Raw genomic sequence first — 18,312 nt, 5'->3', positions numbered from 1 at the left:
CCCGTACGTAGATCCCGCTGCGGGGGCGCTTATTTCTCATCAAATGTGAAGGAATGTCAGTTGACGAATTCCCCCCACATTTTGTTGACAGTCAGATGACCTTGGCAATCGACGCGCAGACGTAGTCGATATTCTTGCTGTTGAGCGCGGCCACGCACATGCGGCCGGTGTCGGTGCCGTACACGCCGAATTCGTTGCGCAGGCGCACCATCTGGTCCTTGCTGAGGCCCGAGTAGCTGAACATGCCGATCTGCGTGGTGATGAAGCTCATGTCTTCCTTCACGCCGGCGGCCTTGAGGCCGTCGACCAGCTTCTGGCGCATGGCTTTGATGCGCACGCGCATTTCGCCGAGTTCCTTTTCCCACAGGGCGCGCAGTTCGGGGTTGCCGAGCACGGCAGCCACCACGGCACCGCCGTGGATCGGCGGGTTGCTGTAGTTGGTGCGGATCGCGATCTTGAGCTGCGAGAGCACGCGGCCAGCTTCTTCCTTGCTTTCGCACAACACCGACAGGGCGCCCACGCGCTCGCCGTAGAGGCTGAAGCTCTTCGAGAACGAGGTCGAGACGAAGAAGGTCAGGCCGGCGTTGACGAACTTGGCAACCGCGGCGCCGTCTTCCTTGAGGCCGTAGCCGAAGCCCTGGTAGGCCATGTCGAGGAAGGGGACGAGATTCTTGGCCTTGACGGTGGCAACGACCTGGTCCCACTGCTCGGACGTGATGTCGTAGCCGGTCGGGTTGTGGCAGCAGGCGTGCAGCACGACGACAGTGCCGGCGGGCGCCGCGTTCAGGGCGGCCAGCATGCCGTCGAAGTTGATGCCGCGCTTGGCGGCGTCGTAGTAGGGGTAGCTTTCGACTTCGAAGCCCGCATTGGTGAACAGGGCGCGGTGGTTTTCCCAGCTAGGGTCGCTGATCAGCACCTTGGCGTTAGGGTTGAGCTTCTTGAGAAAGTCGGCGCCGACCTTGAGGCCGCCGGTGCCGCCGATGGCCTGGATCGTGGCCACGCGGCCCGACTGCACGGGTTCGCTGTCGACGCCGAAGACCAGGCCCTTGACCGCGTTGTCATATGCCACGATGCCGTCGATCGGCAGGTAGCCGCGAGCCGAGGGGGTTTTCATCATGTTCTGTTCGGCGGCCTGCACGCACTGGAGCAGGGGCAGCTTGCCGTTGTCGTCGTAATAGACGCCGACGCCGAGGTTGACCTTGGCGGGGTTGGTGTCGGCTGCAAACTGCTCGTTGAGGCCGAGGATCGGGTCGCGCGGTGCCATTTCGACCGCGGTGAACATAGACATGGAAAGGTCCTTTGGATGAAAGCTTCGCTGGCAACCGGAGGAGGCTTTATCCTTTCCGGTTGCCTTGAATTTTACCGGCGCTACCGCCACCTGTCGGGAACAGCCATGCCAGAGAACAACGAAGCCATAGCAGACCTGAAGAAACTGGACCCGATCGGTCCGGCAAAACAGGGCGAATTCATCAAATATCCGGGTTCGCCTTTCGAACTTTTCCAGCCCTATCCGCCGGCCGGCGACCAGCCGAAGGCGATCGACGGGCTGGTCGAGGGCGTGCTGGATGGCGAGGTGTTCCAGACGCTGCTGGGGGTCACCGGCTCCGGCAAGACCTTCACCATGGCCAACGTGATTGCCCGGCTGGGACGCCCGGCCATCGTGTTCGCGCCCAACAAGACGCTGGCGGCGCAGCTCTACAGCGAGTTTCGCGAGTTCTTCCCGAAGAACGCGGTCGAGTATTTCGTGAGCTACTACGACTACTACCAGCCCGAGGCCTACGTGCCCCAGCGCGACCTGTTCATCGAGAAGGACTCGTCCATCAACGAGCACATCGAGCAGATGCGGCTGTCGGCCACCAAGAGCGTGCTGGAACGGCGCGACACGGTCATCGTGGCCACGGTGAGCGCCATCTACGGCATCGGCACGCCCGAGGACTACACGCAGATGCGTTTCATCATGCGGGTGGGCGACAAGATCGGCCAGCGCGACGTGATCGGGCGGCTGATTCGCATGCAGTACACCCGCAACGAGCAGGATTTTTCCCGCGGGACCTTCCGCGTGCGCGGCGACACCATCGACGTGTTTCCGGCCGAGCACAGCGAACTGGCGATCCGGATCGAGCTGTTCGACGACGAGATCGAGACGCTGCAGCTGTTCGACCCGCTCACGGGCCGCATCCGCCAGAAGATTCCGCGCTTCACGGTGTATCCGTCGAGCCACTACGTGACGCCGCGCGACAAGGTGCTGGGCGCCGTGGAAACCATCAAGATCGAGCTGGCCGAGCGGCTCAAGGAATTCGTCAGCCAGGGCAAGCTGGTGGAGGCGCAGCGGCTGGAGCAGCGCACCCGCTTCGACCTGGAAATGCTGGCCGAGATCGGCCACTGCAAGGGCATCGAGAACTACACGCGGCACCTCTCGGGCGCCGCGCCAGGCGAACCGCCGGCCACGCTGACGGATTACATGCCGAAAGACGCGCTGATGTTCCTCGACGAGAGCCACCAGATGGTCGGCCAGCTCAGTGCCATGTACAACGGCGACCGGGCGCGCAAGACCACGCTGGTCGAATACGGCTTCCGTCTGCCGAGCGCGCTGGACAACCGGCCGCTCAAGCTGGAGGAGTTCGAAACGCGCATGCGCCAGTGCATCTTCGTTTCGGCCACCCCGGCGCAGTACGAAAAGGACCATGCCGGAAATGTGGTCGAGCAGCTGGTGCGGCCGACCGGCCTGATCGACCCCGAGGTCGAGGTGCGCCCCGCCACGCACCAGGTGGACGACGTGCTGGGCGAGATCCGCATCCGCGTCGAGAAGAACGAGCGGGTGCTCATCACCACGCTGACCAAGCGCATGGCCGAGCAGCTGACCGACTATCTGGGCGACAACGGCGTAAAGGTGCGCTACCTGCACAGCGACGTCGACACGGTCGAGCGGGTGGAGATCTTGCGCGACCTGCGCCTGGGCACCTTTGACGTACTGGTGGGCATCAACTTGCTGCGAGAAGGCCTGGACATTCCCGAGGTGTCGCTGGTGGCCATTCTCGATGCCGACAAGGAAGGCTTTCTGCGTGCCGAGCGTTCGCTGATCCAGACCATTGGCCGGGCGGCCCGCAACCTGAGCGGCAAGGCCATCTTGTACGCCGACCGCATGACCGACTCGATGAAGAAGGCCATCGACGAAACCGAGCGCCGCCGCGCCCGGCAGATCGCCCACAACGAGGCCAACGGCATCACCCCGCGCAGCATCGTCAAACAGGTGCGCGACCTGATCGACGGCGTCTACAGCGAAAAAACCGGCAAGGAAATGGCCAAGCTCGACCTGGAACGCGCCAAGGTCGAGGACATGAGCGAAAAAGACATTGCCCGGGAGATCAAGCGGCTCGAAAAGCTCATGCTCGAGCACGCCCGCAACCTCGAATTCGAGAAGGCGGCGCGGGTGCGCGACCAGTTGGCGCTGCTGCGTGAGCAGGCGTTTGGCGCCTCCGGCGGGGACAATATCGCCGTGTTGCCGTCGTAGGACGGGGTTTCGGTTTCTTCAAGGGGTTTTCGCTGGGGTTTACCCGAGCAAACTCCAGGGCCTTCTGCTATACTTGACCGAAACACTCAACAACAAGAAAAAAGAACTTCGCGATGAAGGACCGATCCCACTGACTGGTTCACCAGCATCAGGGGTCGGGCAGGGCGGAGACGAAGTCACCGCGGCCCCCCGTGCCACGGTGTCATTTCAACGGTAAGCACTTGAAGGAGCTTGCGATGCGTCTCACTACCAAAGGCCGTTTTGCGGTCACGGCAATGATCGATCTGGCGTTGCGTCAGAACACCGGTCCGGTCACGCTGGCTGCGATCAGCCAGCGGCAGCAAATTTCATTGTCGTATCTCGAGCAGCTGTTCGGCAAATTGCGCCGTCACGAGCTGGTCGAATCGACCCGCGGCCCCGGCGGCGGCTACAGCCTGGGTCGCAAGGCAGCCGATATCACCGTTGCAGACATCATTGTTTCCGTCGATGAGCCCATCGATGCCACGCAGTGCGGCGGCAAGGAAAACTGCCTCGGCGAAGCCGGCCGCTGCATGACGCACGAGCTCTGGGCCTCGCTGAACCAGCGCATGGTCGAGTTCCTTGATTCCGTCACGCTGCAGAAGCTGGTCGACGACCAGATCGCCAAGGGCGTTCAGATCGAGAACAAGCCGGTCGTCAAGCGCGCCATTTCCGCGCAGCCCGTGGTCAAGCCGATTCGCGTGAATGCGCCGAATTCGGTGTTTGCCCTGGGCAACGCGTTCGCGAAGTCCTGATGCCCTCTGTCGCAGGCGGCGCCTTCGGGCGCTGCTGCGAAAAGCCGCCCAGACCAAAGAAACAACCCCCACGCCAGCCCGAGCCAGCCATGGACGTCACTCCTCATTTCCCGATCTACCTCGATTACGGCGCCACCACGCCGGTTGACCCGCGTGTGGTCGACGCCATGATTCCCTGGTTGCGCGAGCATTTCGGCAACCCGGCATCGCGCAGCCACGCCTGGGGCTGGGAGGCTGAAGAGGCAGTCGAGAAGGCGCGCGGCCAGGTGGCAGACCTGATCAGCGCAGATCCGCGCGAAATCGTCTGGACGTCGGGTGCTACCGAATCGATCAATCTGGCGCTCAAAGGCGCGGCCCATTTCTACAAGGGCAAGGGCAAGCACCTGATCACCCTGAAGACCGAGCACAAGGCCGTGCTCGACACCATGCGCGAACTCGAGCGCCAGGGCTTCGAAGTGACCTACCTCGACGTCGAGGAAAACGGCCTCGTCGACCTCGAGAAGTTCAAAGCCGCGATCCGTCCTGACACCATCCTGGCCAGCGTGCTGTTCGTGAACAACGAAATCGGTGTGATTCAGGACGTGGTCGCGCTGGGCAACGTCTGCCGTGAGAAGGGTGTGATCTTTCACGTCGACTCGGCCCAGGCCACCGGCAAGATCGACATCGACATCACGAAGCTGCCCATCGACCTGATGAGCCTCGCCTCGCACAAGACCTATGGCCCCAAGGGCATCGGCGCGCTGTACGTGCGTCGCAAGCCGCGCATTCGGCTTGAAGCGCAAATGCACGGCGGCGGCCACGAGCGCGGCATGCGTTCGGGCACCTTGCCCACGCACCAGATTGTCGGCATGGGCGAGGCCTATCGCATCGCCAAGCTCGAAATGAAGGACGACATCGCCCATGCGGCCCGACTGCAGAAGCGCCTGCTCGACGGCCTGAAGGACGTGGAGCAGGTGTTCATCAACGGCGACCTCGAACAGCGTGTGCCGCACAACCTGAACATGAGCTTCAACTACGTCGAAGGCGAGTCGCTGATCATGGGCATCAAGGGCCTGGCGGTGTCGTCGGGTTCGGCCTGCACGTCGGCTAGCCTGGAGCCCAGCTATGTGCTGCGCGCCCTGGGCCGCAGCGACGAGCTGGCCCACAGCAGCCTTCGCATGACCATCGGCCGTTTCACGACCGAGGAAGAAATCGACTACGCCATCTCGACCATCAAGCACAACGTCGCCAAGCTGCGCGAGCTCAGCCCCTTGTGGGAGATGTTCCAGGACGGCGTCGACATCAGCACGATCCAGTGGTCGGCCCACTGACGCATTGACGTACTGGCCCACCAGCGCTCCACGATTGAACAAAGTTTGAGAGGTACACCATGGCATATTCTTCCAAGGTCATCGACCACTACGAAAATCCCCGCAACGTCGGCTCCTTCGAAAAGGGCGACGACTCGGTAGGCACCGGCATGGTCGGCGCGCCGGCCTGCGGCGACGTCATGAAGCTGCAGATCAAGGTCAACCCCGAAACCGGCGTGATCGAAGACGCGCGCTTCAAGACCTACGGCTGCGGCTCGGCCATCGCCTCGTCCTCGCTCGTGACTGAATGGGTCAAGGGCAAGACGCTCGACGAAGCGGCTGCACTCAAGAACGCGCAGATCGCTGAAGAACTGGCGCTGCCGCCGGTCAAGATCCACTGCTCGATCCTCGCGGAAGACGCCATCAAGGCGGCCGTGAGTGACTACAAGGCCAAGCACGGCGTCAAGACCGCCGAAGCTGTTCACTGAGATGGCCGTCACGCTGACCGAAGCCGCTGCGCGCCACGTCACCCGCTACCTTGGCAAACGGGGCAAGGGCGTGGGCGTGCGGCTGGGCGTGAAGACCACCGGCTGCTCCGGCTTGGCCTACAAGCTCGAGTACGTGGACGAGTTCACGCCTGAAGACGTGGTGTTCGAAGACCATGGCGTGAAAGTGCTGGTCGATCCGAAGAGCCTGGCCTACATCGACGGCACGCAGCTCGACTTCGTGCGCGAGGGCTTGAACGAAGGCTTCAAGTTCATCAACCCGAACGAACGCGACCGTTGCGGCTGCGGGGAAAGCTTTCGCATCTGATGCGCCGTCGCTGACCGCGACAACAGCCGCCACCATGTCATGTGCTGGCGGTTTTTTCTTGATCCATATGAGCCCCCACGTTCGGCACTTTGTGTCCTCACTGCCCCTTGAGGGGGCGCAGACCGCCTTTGGGGCGGCCCGGCAGGCAGTCTGATGAATCTGAACGACACCGACTTTCAACTGTTCGCCGTCCCGGCCACCTTCGCGCAGGACCGCGCCGCGTTGGACGCGCGATGGAAAGAGCTGCAGCGCGAGGCCCATCCGGACCGCTTTGCCGCGCAAGGCATCGCGGCGCAGCGCGTGGCCATGCAGTGGTCGGTGCGCATCAACGAGGCCTACCAGCGGCTCAAGGACCCGATCCGGCGTGCCAGCTACATCTGCGAACTCAACGGCGCGCCGCTGAATACCGAGAACAACACGGCCATGCCGCCCGACTTCCTGATGCAGCAGATGGAATGGCGCGAGGAGCTCGACGACGCCGACGACATCGAAGCGATCGAGAAGCTGCAGGCCGAGGTCGAAGCCAGTCGCGCCCGCGCGCTGTCGTCGCTTGACTGGCTGATCGACGAGAAGGGCGACTATCCCGCCGCCGCGCAGCAGGTGAGAGCCCTCATGTTCATTGAGCGTTTCGGCCAGGACGTCGAAGCCAAGTTCGATCAGTTGGGACAATAGGCCCTCATACATATGGCTCTTCTACAGATTTCAGAACCCGGCCAGGCGCCCGATCCGCATCAGCGCCGCATTGCCGTGGGCATCGATCTCGGCACCACGCATTCGCTGGTGGCCGCGGTGCGCAACGGCGTGGCCGAATGCCTGCCCGACGAGCAGGGCCGCGTGCTGCTGCCTTCGGTCGTGCGCTACTTGGCCGGCGACCGCCGGCAGATCGGCTTCGACGCCGTCGCGGCGCGCGGGCAAGACCCTGCCAACACCATCACCTCGGTCAAGCGGCTCATGGGCCGCGGGCTCTCCGACATCTCGAACCGCGAATCGATGTCGTATCACATCGAAGGCAGCGAGGGCGGCATGGTGAAGGTGCAGACCCTCGCGGGCGAGAAGTCGCCGGTCGAGATCAGCGCCGAAATCCTCGCGACGCTGCGCTTCCGCGCTGAAGACACCTTCGACGACGAGCTCTACGGCGCGGTCATTACCGTGCCGGCCTACTTCGACGAAGGCCAGCGCCAGGCCACCAAAGATGCCGCGCAGCTCGCGGGCATCAACGTGCTGCGGCTCATCAGCGAGCCCACGGCCGCCGCCATCGCCTACGGCTTGGACAACGCAAGCGAAGGCGTCTACGCGGTTTACGACCTGGGTGGCGGCACCTTCGACATCTCGATCCTGCGGTTGACGCAGGGCGTGTTCGAAGTGATCGCCACGGGTGGAGATTCAGCCTTGGGTGGCGACGACTACGACCACGCGCTGGCCGGCTTCGTGCTCGCGCAGACCGGCCTGCAGGTCGGCAGCGACAGCGACAAGGCCGCCATGCTCGTGTCCGCCCGCGCCGCGAAAGAAGCGCTGACCGAGACCGAGTCGACCACCTTCCGAGCGGAGCTTGCCGGCAAGGCGGTTCAATTCGAACTCTCCCGCCGCCAATTCGACGCCGCCACCAAGCCGCTCACCGACCGCACGATTGCATCGGTTCGCAAGGCGCTGCGCGACGCCAAGCTCAAGCCCGACGATCTGAAGGGCATCGTGCTGGTGGGCGGTTCCACGCGCATGCCCCAGATTCGTCATGACGTGGCCGAGTTCTTCGGGCGCGAGCCGTTGGTCAACCTGAACCCCGACGAAGTCGTGGCGCTCGGCGCCGCCATCCAGGCCAACCAGCTGGCCGGCAACAACGGCGCGGGTGATCTCCTGCTGCTCGACGTGATTCCGCTGTCGCTGGGCATCGAGACCATGGGCGGCCTGGTCGAGCGCATCGTGCCGCGCAACCAGACCATCCCGACCGCGATGGCGCAGGACTTCACCACCTACCAGGACGGCCAGACGGCCCTGGCGCTGCACGTGGTGCAGGGCGAGCGAGACCTGGTGGCCGACTGCCGCAGCCTCGCGCGCTTCACGCTGCGCGGCATTCCACCGATGGCCGCGGGCGCGGCGCGCATCCGCGTGACCTTCACTGTGGACGCCGATGGCTTGCTGAGCGTCAGCGCCAAGGAGCAGGGCAGCGGCGTGGAAGCCAGTGTCACCGTCAAGCCTTCGTACGGGCTCTCGGACGACCAGATCGCGACCATGTTGCAGGAGAGCTTTTCCACCGCGCAGCAGGACATGCAGGCGCGTGCGCTCGTCGAGGCGCGCGTCGATGCCGAGCGCTTGCTGCTTGCCACGCAGAGCGCGCTCGATGCGGACGGCGACTTGCTCGAAGCGCAAGAGCGCGCCGTCATCGACGCGTCGATGGTGCGGTTGCGCGAGGCCGCGAACGGCAGCAACGACGCGGCGGCCATCGAGGCGGCCACCAAGGCCCTGGCCAACGACACCGAAGCTTTTGCCGCCCAGCGCATGAACGCGGGCATTGCACGCGCGCTGTCGGGCCGCAAGGTCGAATCCCTCTGAGAACTACATGCCCACCATCAAGATATTTCCGCATCCGGAATACTGCCCGAAGGGTGCAGAAATCACGGCGCCGGCCGGCACCTCGATCTGCGAGGCGCTGCTGGAGAACCACATCAACATCGAGCATGCCTGCGAGATGAGCTGCGCCTGCACCACTTGCCACGTCATCGTGCGCCAGGGGTTCAGTTCGCTGAACGAAGCCGAGGAGGGCGAAGAAGACTTGCTCGACCGCGCCTGGGGCCTGGAGCCACAATCGCGCCTCAGCTGCCAGGCCATCCTGGCGCAGCAAGACGTGACGATCGAGATTCCCAAGTACTCGATCAACCACGCCAAGGAAAATCACTGATGTCGCGCCAGATCGTCCTCGATACCGAAACCACCGGCCTTTCCGCCGAGAACGGCGACCGCGTCATCGAGCTCGGCTGCGTGGAGCTTTTCGCGCGCAAGCTCACCGGCAACGACCTGCACATCTACTTCAACCCCGAGCGCGAGAGCCATGAAGACGCGCTCAAGGTGCACGGCCTGACGACCGACTTCCTGCGCGACAAGCCGAAGTTCGGCGCGCTGGCCAACGACATCGTCGAGTACCTGCGCGGCGCCGAGCTGATCATTCACAACGCGGCCTTCGACGTCGGCTTTCTCAACAAGGAGCTCGAGCTGGCCGGCCTGCCGCCGCTGCGCAGCTTCGTCGGCGACGTGACCGACACGCTCGCCATGGCCAAGCAGGTCTATCCGGGCAAGCGCAATTCGCTCGACGCGCTGTGCGACCGCTTCGGCGTCGATCGTTCGAACCGCACCTTCCACGGCGCCAAGCTCGACGCGCAGCTGCTGGCCGACGTCTACATCAACCTCACGCGCGGCCAGGACGCGCTCTTGATCGACGTGTCGTCCAGCGAGCCGGCGCAGGGCACCACCCTCGTCACCATCGACTTGAGCCAGTTCGATCTGCCGGTGATCCTGGCGGGCGAGCAGGAGCTTGCGGCGCACGAGGCGCTGTTGTCGCAGCTCGACAAATCCAGCAACGGACGCACGCTCTTTCGCCAAAACGGCTGAAATGCTGTGGCATAATCGAAGGCTTCGCGCAACGCGATTAATTCCAAGGCACTGCAACGGTGGCGCCAAGGGGTTTGCAGGGCGGTTAGCTCAGGGGTAGAGCACAGCATTCACACTGCTGGGGTCGGAGGTTCGAAACCTCCACCGCCCACCAATTCCTCGAGATGAAAAGCGATTTGGATTGTCCAAGTCGCTTTTTGTTTTGTGCGTGCCGCAATCAACTGTCGGCTCGTGCTGACGCCAGCTGCCGTCTCGCACCGGCTCAATTTGCTGGCGGAGCGCGTATACCCACGGGGAAGGAGACCGACCATGGCCACTCATCCCGACATTCCGCCCGACCTGCCCGTGGAACCCGACGAAGGGCCGAGCACGCCACCGGACGATCCGACCGATCCCGAGCCTCCTCCCACCACGTCGTGAATCCGGCGCGTGAGCCGCGATAAGCTCGCGCCATGGATGAACTTGATTGCGCCGTCATCGGCGGCGGAGTGGTGGGCTTGGCCGTGGCGCGCGCGTTGGCGCTTGCAGGCCGTGAAGTGGTGGTGTTGGAGGCCGAAGGTGCCATTGGCACGGGTACCAGTTCGCGCAACAGCGAGGTAATTCACGCGGGCATCTACTACCCGAAAGGTTCGCTCAAGGCGCGTCTTTGCGTCGAGGGCAAAGAGGCGCTCTATGCGTACGCAGAGGAGCGCGGCGTACCGCACCGGCGCTGCGGCAAGCTCATCGTGGCGACCTCGCCCGAGCAGGTGGGCGAGCTTGAAATCATTCGCGCCAAGGCTGCCGCCAACGGGGTCGACGACCTCGTGCTGCTGACGGCGCAGCAGGCCATGGCGATGGAGCCGCAGTTGCATTGCGAAGCGGCACTGCATTCGCCGAGCACCGGCATTGTCGACAGCCACGCACTGATGCTGAGCCTCTTGGGCGACGTGGAGAACGCGGGCGGCATGCTGGCGCTCAAATCACCCATCGCGCGAGCGGAATGCGGTACGGACGCCATCGTCCTTGCCGCGGAAGACGGGACGGCATTGCGCTGCAACACCGTGGTCAATGCGGCGGGTCTCGGCGCCCCCGACCTCGCCAAGCGGTTCGAAGGCTTGCCCGCCGCGGCCATACCGACCGCCTACTTCGCCAAGGGCAGCTATTTCACCCTGTCGGGCCGTGCGCCTTTCAGCCGGCTCGTCTATCCCGTTCCCGAACCGGGCGGGCTGGGCGTTCATCTGACCATCGACCTTGGCGGGCAGGCCAAGTTCGGACCCGATGTGCAGTGGGTGGAGTCGGCCGACGACCTGGTGGTGGACCCGGCACGCGGCGACGGCTTCTACGCCGAGGTGCGCAAGTATTGGCCGGCCTTGCCCGATGGCGGACTGATTCCCGGCTACGCGGGCATGCGGCCCAAGATCTCAGGCCCGGGCGAGGCCGCGCGCGACTTCATGATCGACGGGCCAAAGGAGCACGGCGTGCGCGGCCTGGTCAATCTCTTCGGCATCGAGTCGCCCGGGCTCACGAGCAGCCTTGCCATCGGGCGCTACGTGGCGAGCTTGCTCGCTTCCAGCTGACGGAAGCAATGCGGGCTCCGTGTGCAGAAGTCTGCAGAACTGTCGCGCACGAGGGGCTTTTGTGCCTGTAACATGACACCACGCCATTTGCTGGCGTGAAGCCGCCGGCGCGGTGCCGGTGTCATCACGGAGGAAAGATTCCAATGAGTGCATCCAACAACATTGAAGCGGCAGCCGAAGATATCGCGAGCGACGTGCGCGGCGTGCTGGCCAGCAAGGACCTGGATTCGGTTCCCCACATCAAGGCGCTGCGTCAGCGCATCGACACCAAGCTCGCCATTGCGCGCGAGCTTGCGGCAGAGAAGAGCAAGCTTGCAGCCCAGAAGGCCCGTGAAGCGGCCAACAGTGCCAACGCCTACGCCCACGACGAACCGTGGCAGATTGCCGGCGCAGCGCTGGCCGTCGGTGTGCTGGTGGGTTTGCTGCTTGGCCGCCGCTGACCTGAACGCACACTGCCGCGTCGTCCAGCGCCGAGCGGGAGCCGGCGCATGAGGTTGCTGTCCCTGTTCGGGCTCGATGCCCGTTTGCGACGGCTGCGGATTGCTGCGGCCGAAGGCGCGCTGGCTGCCGAAGACCGTGTGCAGTTGCTGCGCATGGCCTGGGAAGACGAAAAGCAGCGCCTCAAGCTGATGCTGGTCCTCGTGGTGGCCGTGCTCGGCCTGACCACGGTGGCTGTGGCCTTGCTGTCGATGGCGGTGGTGGTGCATTTCTGGGAAACGCCTCACCGCATCTCGGCTGCCTGGTCCGTGGCGGGTGTGTGGGTCGTGCTGTGGCTGGGCGCCGCAGTGAGCCTGTACCTGAGCCTTCGCAATGCCTCGAACAGCTTCATGCCCGCGCGGCACGAGTTCGAGCGCGACTGGGCATGGGTTCAGGACAGCTTCGGACTCGGCAAGGATCCAGACCAGGACGAAGAAGCACCGCGTCCGCCGCGGCCGGCCACGCGCGAAGAGTTGCTCGCGCGCATGGAGCGCCAGCGCGAGCGCATCGCCACGATGCAGGGAGCGGGCGCGGCGCCGCAACCCGCGGGCGGATCCGGCGGTGCTGGTTCCGAAGCGCCTCCGGCCGACGAGTCGGCTGCCGCCGCGGCATTGCGCATCGCGCGGGAGCACCCGGTCGCCACCGGCGTGGTGGCCGCGGTGGCCGTGGTGGTGATCCGTCCCAGGCGGCTGCTGCGCTGGGCGGCGTTCATTGCGCCAGTGCTCTGGCGCATGCGCTGAGAGAGAAGAAGAGAAGCGAACGAAGGCTCAGGCGGCGCTGCGGCTTTGCTGCAGCAGCGCTTGGGCCGCTTCGCGCACGAGGGCCGGGCCGCGGTAGATGAGACCAGTGTAGATCTGCACCACGTCGGCGCCCGCGGCAATCTTGGCCTTGGCATCGGCCGCGCTCAGGATGCCGCCGACCCCGATGATCGGAAAGTCCGGCCCCAGGGCGGCGCGCAGCTGCGCAATCACTCGGTTGCTGGCCTCGCGCACCGGCGCGCCCGAGAGCCCGCCCGCTTCGCCGGCATGCGGCAGGCCCGCCACCGCATCGCGCGCCAGAGTCGTGTTGGTGGCAATCACACCGTCCATGCCGTGGCGCTGCAGCGTGGCGGCAATCACGTCGACCTGGGCCTGGTCGAGATCGGGAGCGATCTTCACGAACAACGGCACGCGCCGGCCGCTGCGTTCGGCCAGCGCATGGCGGCGCTCGGCAATGGCACCCAGCAGGGCATCGAGCGCCTCGTCGCTTTGCAGCGTGCGCAGGTTGGCCGTGTTGGGGCTCGAGATATTGATGGTCACGTAGTCGGCATGCGCATACACGCCATCCAGGCAGGCCAGGTAGTCGTCCACCGCCCGCTCGATGGGCGTGGCGGCGTTCTTTCCGATGTTGAGCCCGAGCAGCATCGGCTTCTTGCCAACGTTGCCGCCGCCGTTCTTGCGAAAGCGCGCCTTCTGCACGTTGGCGAGAAAGGCATCGAGCCCTTCGTTGTTGAAGCCAAGCCGGTTGATGAGCGCGTCACGCTGCGGCAGGCGGAACATGCGGGGCTTGGGGTTGCCCGGCTGCGCCTTGGGCGTCACGGTGCCGACTTCGACGAAGCCGAAGCCCATGGCGGCAAAAGCGTCGATGCAGCGGGCGTTCTTGTCGAGCCCGGCCGCCAGCCCCACGCGGTTCGGAAATTCCAGCCCGGCGAGCGTGACTGGATCATCGACGCGTGGCGCAGCGTAGGCGCAGGCCAGCGGCGTGTTCTGCGTGCGGGCCAGGCCGTCGAGCGTGAGTTCGTGGGCGTGCTCCGGGTCGAAGCCGAACAGAAAGGGCCGGGCCAGGCCGTAGAGCGAAGAGGGGAGCAGGAGCATCGGATAATTCTCGACTTCAATGAGCCAAGGATTCTCCGCGATGACCGCACCCGTTTCTCCTTCTTCCGCTCCCGGCGCCGCCGCCATCTCCCAGGACGAGCTCAAGGCCCAGGTTGGCCGCGCCGCGCTGGCCTACGTGGTGAAGGGTGAAATCGTTGGCGTGGGCACCGGCTCGACCGTGAACAAATTCATCGATGCGCTGGCCACCATCAAGGACCAGATCAAGGGCGCGGTGTCCAGCTCGGTAGCTTCGACCGAACGCCTGCGCGCGCTCGGCATCCCGGTGTTCGACAGCAACGAGGTCGAGGAGCTCGGCGTCTACATCGACGGTGCCGACGAAATCGACCACCACGGCTTCATGGTGAAGGGCGGTGGCGCGGCGCTCACGCGCGAAAAGATCGTCGCGGCGCAGTCGCGGCGCTTCGTCTGCATCGCCGATGCGTCCAAGCTGGTCGACACGCTGGGCGCTTTTCCCCTGCCGGTGGAGGTGATTCCGATGGCGGCGCGCCGCGTCATGCGCCAGTTCGAAGCCATGGGCGGCATTGCGCAGGTGCGGGAAAAGGACGGCCTAGCGCTGGTGACGGACAACGGCCAGCACATCGTCGACGTGACCGGGCTGCGGATCAGCGATCCTCTCGCGTTCGAATCCGAGGTGAGCCAGTGGCCCGGCGTTGTCACGGTCGGCGTTTTCGCGCACCAGAAGGCCGACGTGTGCCTGCTCGGCACGCCAACTGGTGTGCAGACGCTGCAGTTCGACTGATGCAAGTCCGCCGACGCGGACCGGCGGCCGCTTACAGATCGATCAGAACTTGATGCCGGCCGGGTTGCTCGGGCTCGGGCCGCTGGGTGCGGGGGCGGCCTGCTGCGGCGCAGGCGCTGGTGCCGCAGCCTCTGGCGCAGCGGGTGCCGCCTGCTGCGCAACCAACGGACGGGCCGGCGGATTGCGGTAGCCCGCAGGCAGGCTGTTGCTCTTCGGGTAGCCCGCGGCATCGAGGTATTGCGACCATTCGGAATCCGAGAAACCCTTGAGCTGCTGCGCGCCGATCGTCAGCAGCGGCAGAGAAGCCTGCGCGGTCAGTCGCTGCAGCGCCTCGACGTCCTGGTTGCTCTTGACGGTGCGCTCCTCGAAGGGAATGCCGCGCGTGGTGAGCATCGAGCGGGCGGTGCTGCACGGCGCGCATTCCTCGCCGCTGTACAGGGTGACGGGGTAGCGCTGCGCCACCTGCCGCAGTTCGTAGGGCAGCCCGGCGTTGGCCGGCGGCGTGCTGGCGGCCTGTGGGCCGGCGGCCGGTTCGGTGCTGGCGGTGGGAGCGCGGTCCGAGAAAGTGACCTTACCGTTCTTGTCGACGTTGCGATAGATCGGCTGGGCCATGGCACCCGCGGCAATCAGCAGCAGGGCGGTGGCGGACAGGCGATGCAAGGGAAATTTCTTGTGGATCGAAGGCATCGCCCGAGTATCGCAAGCTTCAGGCCCGCATCAAGCGGGCTGCGCCTCGGCCATGCCCTGGTGTCGCAGCAATGCATCAAGCTGCGGCTCGCGGCCGCGGAAGGCCTTGAACGAATCCATGGCGCTGCGGCTGCCGCCCGCTTCGAGAATGGCTTGGCGGTAGCGGCGGCCGGTTTCGATATTCGGCTGGCCGTCGGCGCCCACGGTTTCCTCGAACGCCGCATAGGCGTCGGCGCTCAGCACCTCGGCCCACTTGTAGCTGTAGTAGCCGGCTGCGTAGCCGCCCGAGAAGATGTGGCTGAAGGTGTTGGGCGTGCGGCTGAAGGGCGGCGAGGGCATCACGGCCACCTCGGCGCGCACCTTGCCCAGCAGCGCGAGCACACCGCCCGGCTGCGCGGTGGCGGCCTGGTATTCGGTGTGCAGCAGCATGTCGAACAGCGAGAACTCGATCTGGCGCAGCGTCTGCAGGCCGCTCTGGAAGTTCTTGGCGGCGGTCATCTTGTCGAACAGCGCGCGCGGCAGCGGTTCGCCGGTATCGACGTGGGCCGTCATGTGCGTAAGCACGTCCCACTCCCAGCAGAAGTTTTCCATGAACTGGCTCGGCAGCTCGACGGCGTCCCACTCGACGCCGCTGATGCCCGAGACGTCGCGCTCGTTCACCTGCGTGAGCATGTGATGCAGGCCGTGACCGAATTCGTGGAAGAGGGTGGTCACGTCGTCGTGCGTGAGCAGCGGCGGCTTGCCGTCCACGCCGCTCGCAAAGTTGCACACCAGCTGCGCCACCGGCGTTTGCAGCGCGCCGTCGTCCGGCCGAAGCCAGCGCGCGCGCACGTCGTCCATCCAGGCGCCACCGCGCTTGGCGGCACGGGCCGACGGGTCCAGGTAGAACTGACCCACCTTCTGGCCGGCCCGCTCGATGCGATAGAACTCGACGCTCGGATGCCACGTGGGCGCGCTGTCGCGGCGAATGGACACCTCGAAGAGCGTCTCGACGATCTTGAAGAGGCCAGCCATCACCTTGGGCGCCGGGAAATACTGCTTCACCTCTTGCTCGCTGAAGGCATAGCGCGCTTCCTTCAGCTTCTCGCCGATGTAGCTCCAGTCCCAGGCTTGCGGATCGGTGATGCCCAGCTGCTCCGACGCGAACACGCGCAGGTCGGCCAGGTCGCGTTCGCCATAGGGCCTGGCCTTGGCCGCGAGGTCGCGCAGGAACTTGACCACCTGCTCGGGCGATTCGGCCATCTTGGGCACGACCGAGAGTTCGCCGAAATTCTTGTAGCCGAGCAGCTTTGCTTCTTCTTCCCGCAGCGCAAGAATCTCGTTGATCAGCGCCGTGTTGTCGAAGGCCGGATCGCCGAGTTCGCTGGCGCGCGTGACGTAGGCGCGGTAGAGCGTTTCGCGCAGCGCGCTGCTTTTGGCAAACTGCATCACGGGCAAGTAGCAGGGCATCTTGAGCGTGAGCTTGTAGCCTTGCTTGCCTTCGGCTTCGGCGGCTGCGCGGGCCGCGCCCACCACGTCTTCCGGCACGCCGTCGAGTTCGCCCAGCGCTGCGTAATAGGAGAAGGCGTCGGTGGCGTCGAGCGCGTTCTCGCTGAATTTCTGGCTCAGCTCCGCCTGGCGTTCCTGGATCTGGGCAAAGCGCTTCTTCGCATCGCCCTGCAACTCGGCGCCGCCGAGCACGAAGTTGCGCACCGCATTGCGATGCGCCTGGCGCTGCTCGGCGTTGAGGGTGGCCACGTCGATGGCCTTGTACTTGGCGTACAGGCGCTCGTCCGAACCCAGGCGGGTCCAGAAGGCCGTCACGCGCGGCATGGCCTCGTTGTAGGCGGCGCGCAGCTCGGGCGTATCGGCCACGGCGTTGAGATGGCCAACCGCACCCCAGGCGCGGCTGAAGCGTTCGGACGCCACATCGAGCACCTTGGAAATCGCATTCCAGTCGGCCGGAAAGTCGGCGGCCGTGACGGTCTGCAGCGCCGCCTCGGCATCGGCCAGCAGAACATCGACCGCGGGGGCGACGTGCTCGGGCTCGATGCGGTCGAACAGCGGAAGGTCGGTGAAGTCGAGGAGGGGATTGGGTTTGGCCATGGAGATCAATTTGCGGCGCGTTCCGCAGCTTCAAGGGTGTTGGCGAGCAGCATCGCGCGCGTCATGGGGCCGACGCCGCCGGGCACGGGGGTGATCCAGCCGGCCACTTCCTTGACGCCGTCGAAGTCGACATCGCCCGCGAGCTTGCCGTCTTCCTTGCGGTTCATGCCCACGTCGATCACGACGGCACCGGGCTTCACCATGTCGGCCGTGAGAATGTTGCGCTTGCCGACCGCGGCAACCACCACGTCGGCCTGGCGGGTGATGGCGGCAAGGTCCTGGGTGGCGCTGTGGCAGATGGTCACGGTGGCGTTCTTGGCCAGCAGCATCATGGCCATGGGCTTGCCGACGATGTTGCTGCGGCCGATGACCACCGCATGCTTGCCGCGCAGGTCGTAGCCGATGGATTCGAGCATCTTCATGCAGCCATACGGCGTGCAAGGCCAGAAGCCGGGTGCGCCGGTCATCAGCGCGCCGGCGCTGGCCACGTGAAAACCGTCCACGTCCTTGGCCGGCGAGATCGTCTCGATGACCTTCTGGCTGTCCATGTGCTTCGGCAGTGGCAGCTGCACCAGGATGCCGTGCACCAGCGGGTCGTCGTTGAGGGCGCGAATGCGGGCCAGAAGGTCCGCCTCGCTCATGTCGGCGGGGTAACGTTCCAGCGTGGCCAGGAGGCCGGTTTCGGTGCTGTCGTTGACCTTGTGCTTCGTGTAGACCTGGCTGGCCGGATCTTCGCCGACGAGGATGATGGAGAGGGCTGGGTTCACGCCGCTGGCCTTCAGTGCCGCGGTACGGCCGGCGACCTCGGCGCGGATGGTTTTGGCGAGGGCGTTGCCGTCGATCAGTTGGGCGGTCATCGGTTTCGATTTTCCAAGTAAAAACGCCCGCTTGCGCAGGCGTGGTGGACA

19 protein-coding genes and 1 tRNA gene are annotated in these 18,312 nt (G+C 65.1%); 15 read left to right on the top strand and 5 right to left on the bottom strand.

Annotated features, from left to right (window positions below; all coding sequences use genetic code 11):
• Positions 1-91: 91 nt before the first annotated feature.
• Entirely contained in the window at positions 92-1,288 is a 1,197-nt protein-coding gene (locus BLR24_RS00520) for an amino acid aminotransferase (RefSeq protein WP_093011094.1), read from the bottom strand.
• Positions 1,289-1,393: 105 nt separating this feature from the next.
• On the opposite strand from BLR24_RS00520, the gene uvrB reads away from it, so the two are divergent.
• From uvrB to BLR24_RS00450, 14 genes are all read left to right on the top strand, one after another.
• Positions 1,394-3,511 (top strand): excinuclease ABC subunit UvrB, encoded by a 2,118-nt coding sequence (uvrB, locus tag BLR24_RS00515; protein ID WP_254787110.1) that lies wholly within the window; start codon positions 1,394-1,396, stop codon positions 3,509-3,511.
• Positions 3,512-3,747: 236 nt separating this feature from the next.
• Positions 3,748-4,284 (top strand): Fe-S cluster assembly transcriptional regulator IscR, encoded by a 537-nt coding sequence (gene iscR, locus BLR24_RS00510; RefSeq protein ID WP_007828186.1) that lies wholly within the window; start codon positions 3,748-3,750, stop codon positions 4,282-4,284.
• A gap of 89 nt (positions 4,285-4,373) precedes the next feature.
• On the top strand, positions 4,374-5,594 hold the full coding sequence (locus BLR24_RS00505) for an IscS subfamily cysteine desulfurase (protein WP_093011091.1): 1,221 nt from the start codon (positions 4,374-4,376) through the stop codon (positions 5,592-5,594).
• A 59-nt stretch (positions 5,595-5,653) separates the two neighbouring features.
• The gene (gene iscU / locus BLR24_RS00500) at positions 5,654-6,061 is read left to right on the top strand and encodes a Fe-S cluster assembly scaffold IscU (RefSeq protein ID WP_055796237.1); all 408 of its coding nucleotides are present in this window, start codon (positions 5,654-5,656) and stop codon (positions 6,059-6,061) included.
• A 1-nt stretch (position 6,062) separates the two neighbouring features.
• Positions 6,063-6,386 carry an iron-sulfur cluster assembly protein IscA gene (iscA, locus tag BLR24_RS00495; RefSeq protein ID WP_007828190.1) on the top strand — a complete coding sequence of 108 codons (324 nt, stop codon included), beginning with the start codon at positions 6,063-6,065 and terminating at the stop codon, positions 6,384-6,386.
• 153 nt (positions 6,387-6,539) lie between these two features.
• Positions 6,540-7,058, top strand: coding sequence for a Fe-S protein assembly co-chaperone HscB (gene hscB, locus BLR24_RS00490; RefSeq protein WP_093011088.1), 519 nt, complete (start codon positions 6,540-6,542; stop codon positions 7,056-7,058).
• A 12-nt stretch (positions 7,059-7,070) separates the two neighbouring features.
• A complete protein-coding gene (gene hscA, locus BLR24_RS00485; protein WP_093011085.1) occupies positions 7,071-8,933 on the top strand; it encodes a Fe-S protein assembly chaperone HscA in 1,863 nt (620 codons plus the stop codon).
• 7 nt (positions 8,934-8,940) lie between these two features.
• Positions 8,941-9,279, top strand: a complete 339-nt coding sequence (fdx, locus tag BLR24_RS00480; protein WP_055796246.1) for an ISC system 2Fe-2S type ferredoxin — start codon at positions 8,941-8,943, stop codon at positions 9,277-9,279.
• The gene (gene dnaQ / locus BLR24_RS00475) at positions 9,279-9,986 is read left to right on the top strand and encodes a DNA polymerase III subunit epsilon (RefSeq protein ID WP_093011082.1); all 708 of its coding nucleotides are present in this window, start codon (positions 9,279-9,281) and stop codon (positions 9,984-9,986) included. The genes fdx and dnaQ overlap by 1 nt, the downstream gene beginning before the upstream one ends.
• 79 nt (positions 9,987-10,065) lie before the next feature.
• Positions 10,066-10,140: transfer RNA gene (locus tag BLR24_RS00470), tRNA-Val, on the top strand.
• 155 nt (positions 10,141-10,295) lie between these two features.
• Complete coding sequence (locus BLR24_RS00465; protein ID WP_082517415.1) at positions 10,296-10,406, top strand: stereocilin; 111 nt, start codon at positions 10,296-10,298, stop codon at positions 10,404-10,406.
• Between the two features lie 32 nt (positions 10,407-10,438).
• Entirely contained in the window at positions 10,439-11,542 is a 1,104-nt protein-coding gene (locus BLR24_RS00460; RefSeq protein ID WP_093011079.1) for an NAD(P)/FAD-dependent oxidoreductase, read from the top strand.
• A gap of 143 nt (positions 11,543-11,685) precedes the next feature.
• On the top strand, positions 11,686-11,982 hold the full coding sequence (locus BLR24_RS00455; RefSeq protein WP_055796254.1) for a glycine zipper domain-containing protein: 297 nt from the start codon (positions 11,686-11,688) through the stop codon (positions 11,980-11,982).
• 48 nt (positions 11,983-12,030) lie between these two features.
• Positions 12,031-12,759 (top strand): phage holin family protein, encoded by a 729-nt coding sequence (locus tag BLR24_RS00450; RefSeq protein WP_093011076.1) that lies wholly within the window; start codon positions 12,031-12,033, stop codon positions 12,757-12,759.
• A 27-nt stretch (positions 12,760-12,786) separates the two neighbouring features.
• Here the strand turns inward: BLR24_RS00450 and BLR24_RS00445 are convergent, their stop codons facing one another.
• Positions 12,787-13,872, bottom strand: a complete 1,086-nt coding sequence (locus BLR24_RS00445; protein ID WP_093011073.1) for a quinone-dependent dihydroorotate dehydrogenase — start codon at positions 13,870-13,872, stop codon at positions 12,787-12,789.
• Between the two features lie 40 nt (positions 13,873-13,912).
• Between BLR24_RS00445 and rpiA the strand changes: the two genes are divergently transcribed.
• A complete protein-coding gene (rpiA, locus tag BLR24_RS00440; protein WP_093011070.1) occupies positions 13,913-14,632 on the top strand; it encodes a ribose-5-phosphate isomerase RpiA in 720 nt (239 codons plus the stop codon).
• 42 nt (positions 14,633-14,674) lie between these two features.
• Here the strand turns inward: rpiA and BLR24_RS00435 are convergent, their stop codons facing one another.
• Genes BLR24_RS00435 through folD form a run of 3 tightly spaced genes read right to left on the bottom strand, consistent with a single transcriptional unit; the run spans position 14,675 to position 18,261 of the window.
• The gene (locus BLR24_RS00435; protein WP_093011067.1) at positions 14,675-15,319 is read right to left on the bottom strand and encodes a glutaredoxin family protein; all 645 of its coding nucleotides are present in this window, start codon (positions 15,317-15,319) and stop codon (positions 14,675-14,677) included.
• 30 nt (positions 15,320-15,349) lie between these two features.
• The gene (locus tag BLR24_RS00430) at positions 15,350-17,404 is read right to left on the bottom strand and encodes a M3 family metallopeptidase (protein ID WP_093011064.1); all 2,055 of its coding nucleotides are present in this window, start codon (positions 17,402-17,404) and stop codon (positions 15,350-15,352) included.
• Positions 17,405-17,409: 5 nt separating this feature from the next.
• A complete protein-coding gene (gene folD, locus BLR24_RS00425; protein ID WP_093011061.1) occupies positions 17,410-18,261 on the bottom strand; it encodes a bifunctional methylenetetrahydrofolate dehydrogenase/methenyltetrahydrofolate cyclohydrolase FolD in 852 nt (283 codons plus the stop codon).
• Positions 18,262-18,312 lie beyond the last annotated feature (51 nt).

The organism is Variovorax sp. OV700 (assembly GCF_900099805.1).
Taxonomy (GTDB): Bacteria; Pseudomonadota; Gammaproteobacteria; order Burkholderiales; family Burkholderiaceae_C; genus Variovorax.
The sequence above is the reverse complement of the archived record's forward strand: the minus strand, read 5'-3'. Positions and strand labels throughout refer to the sequence as shown.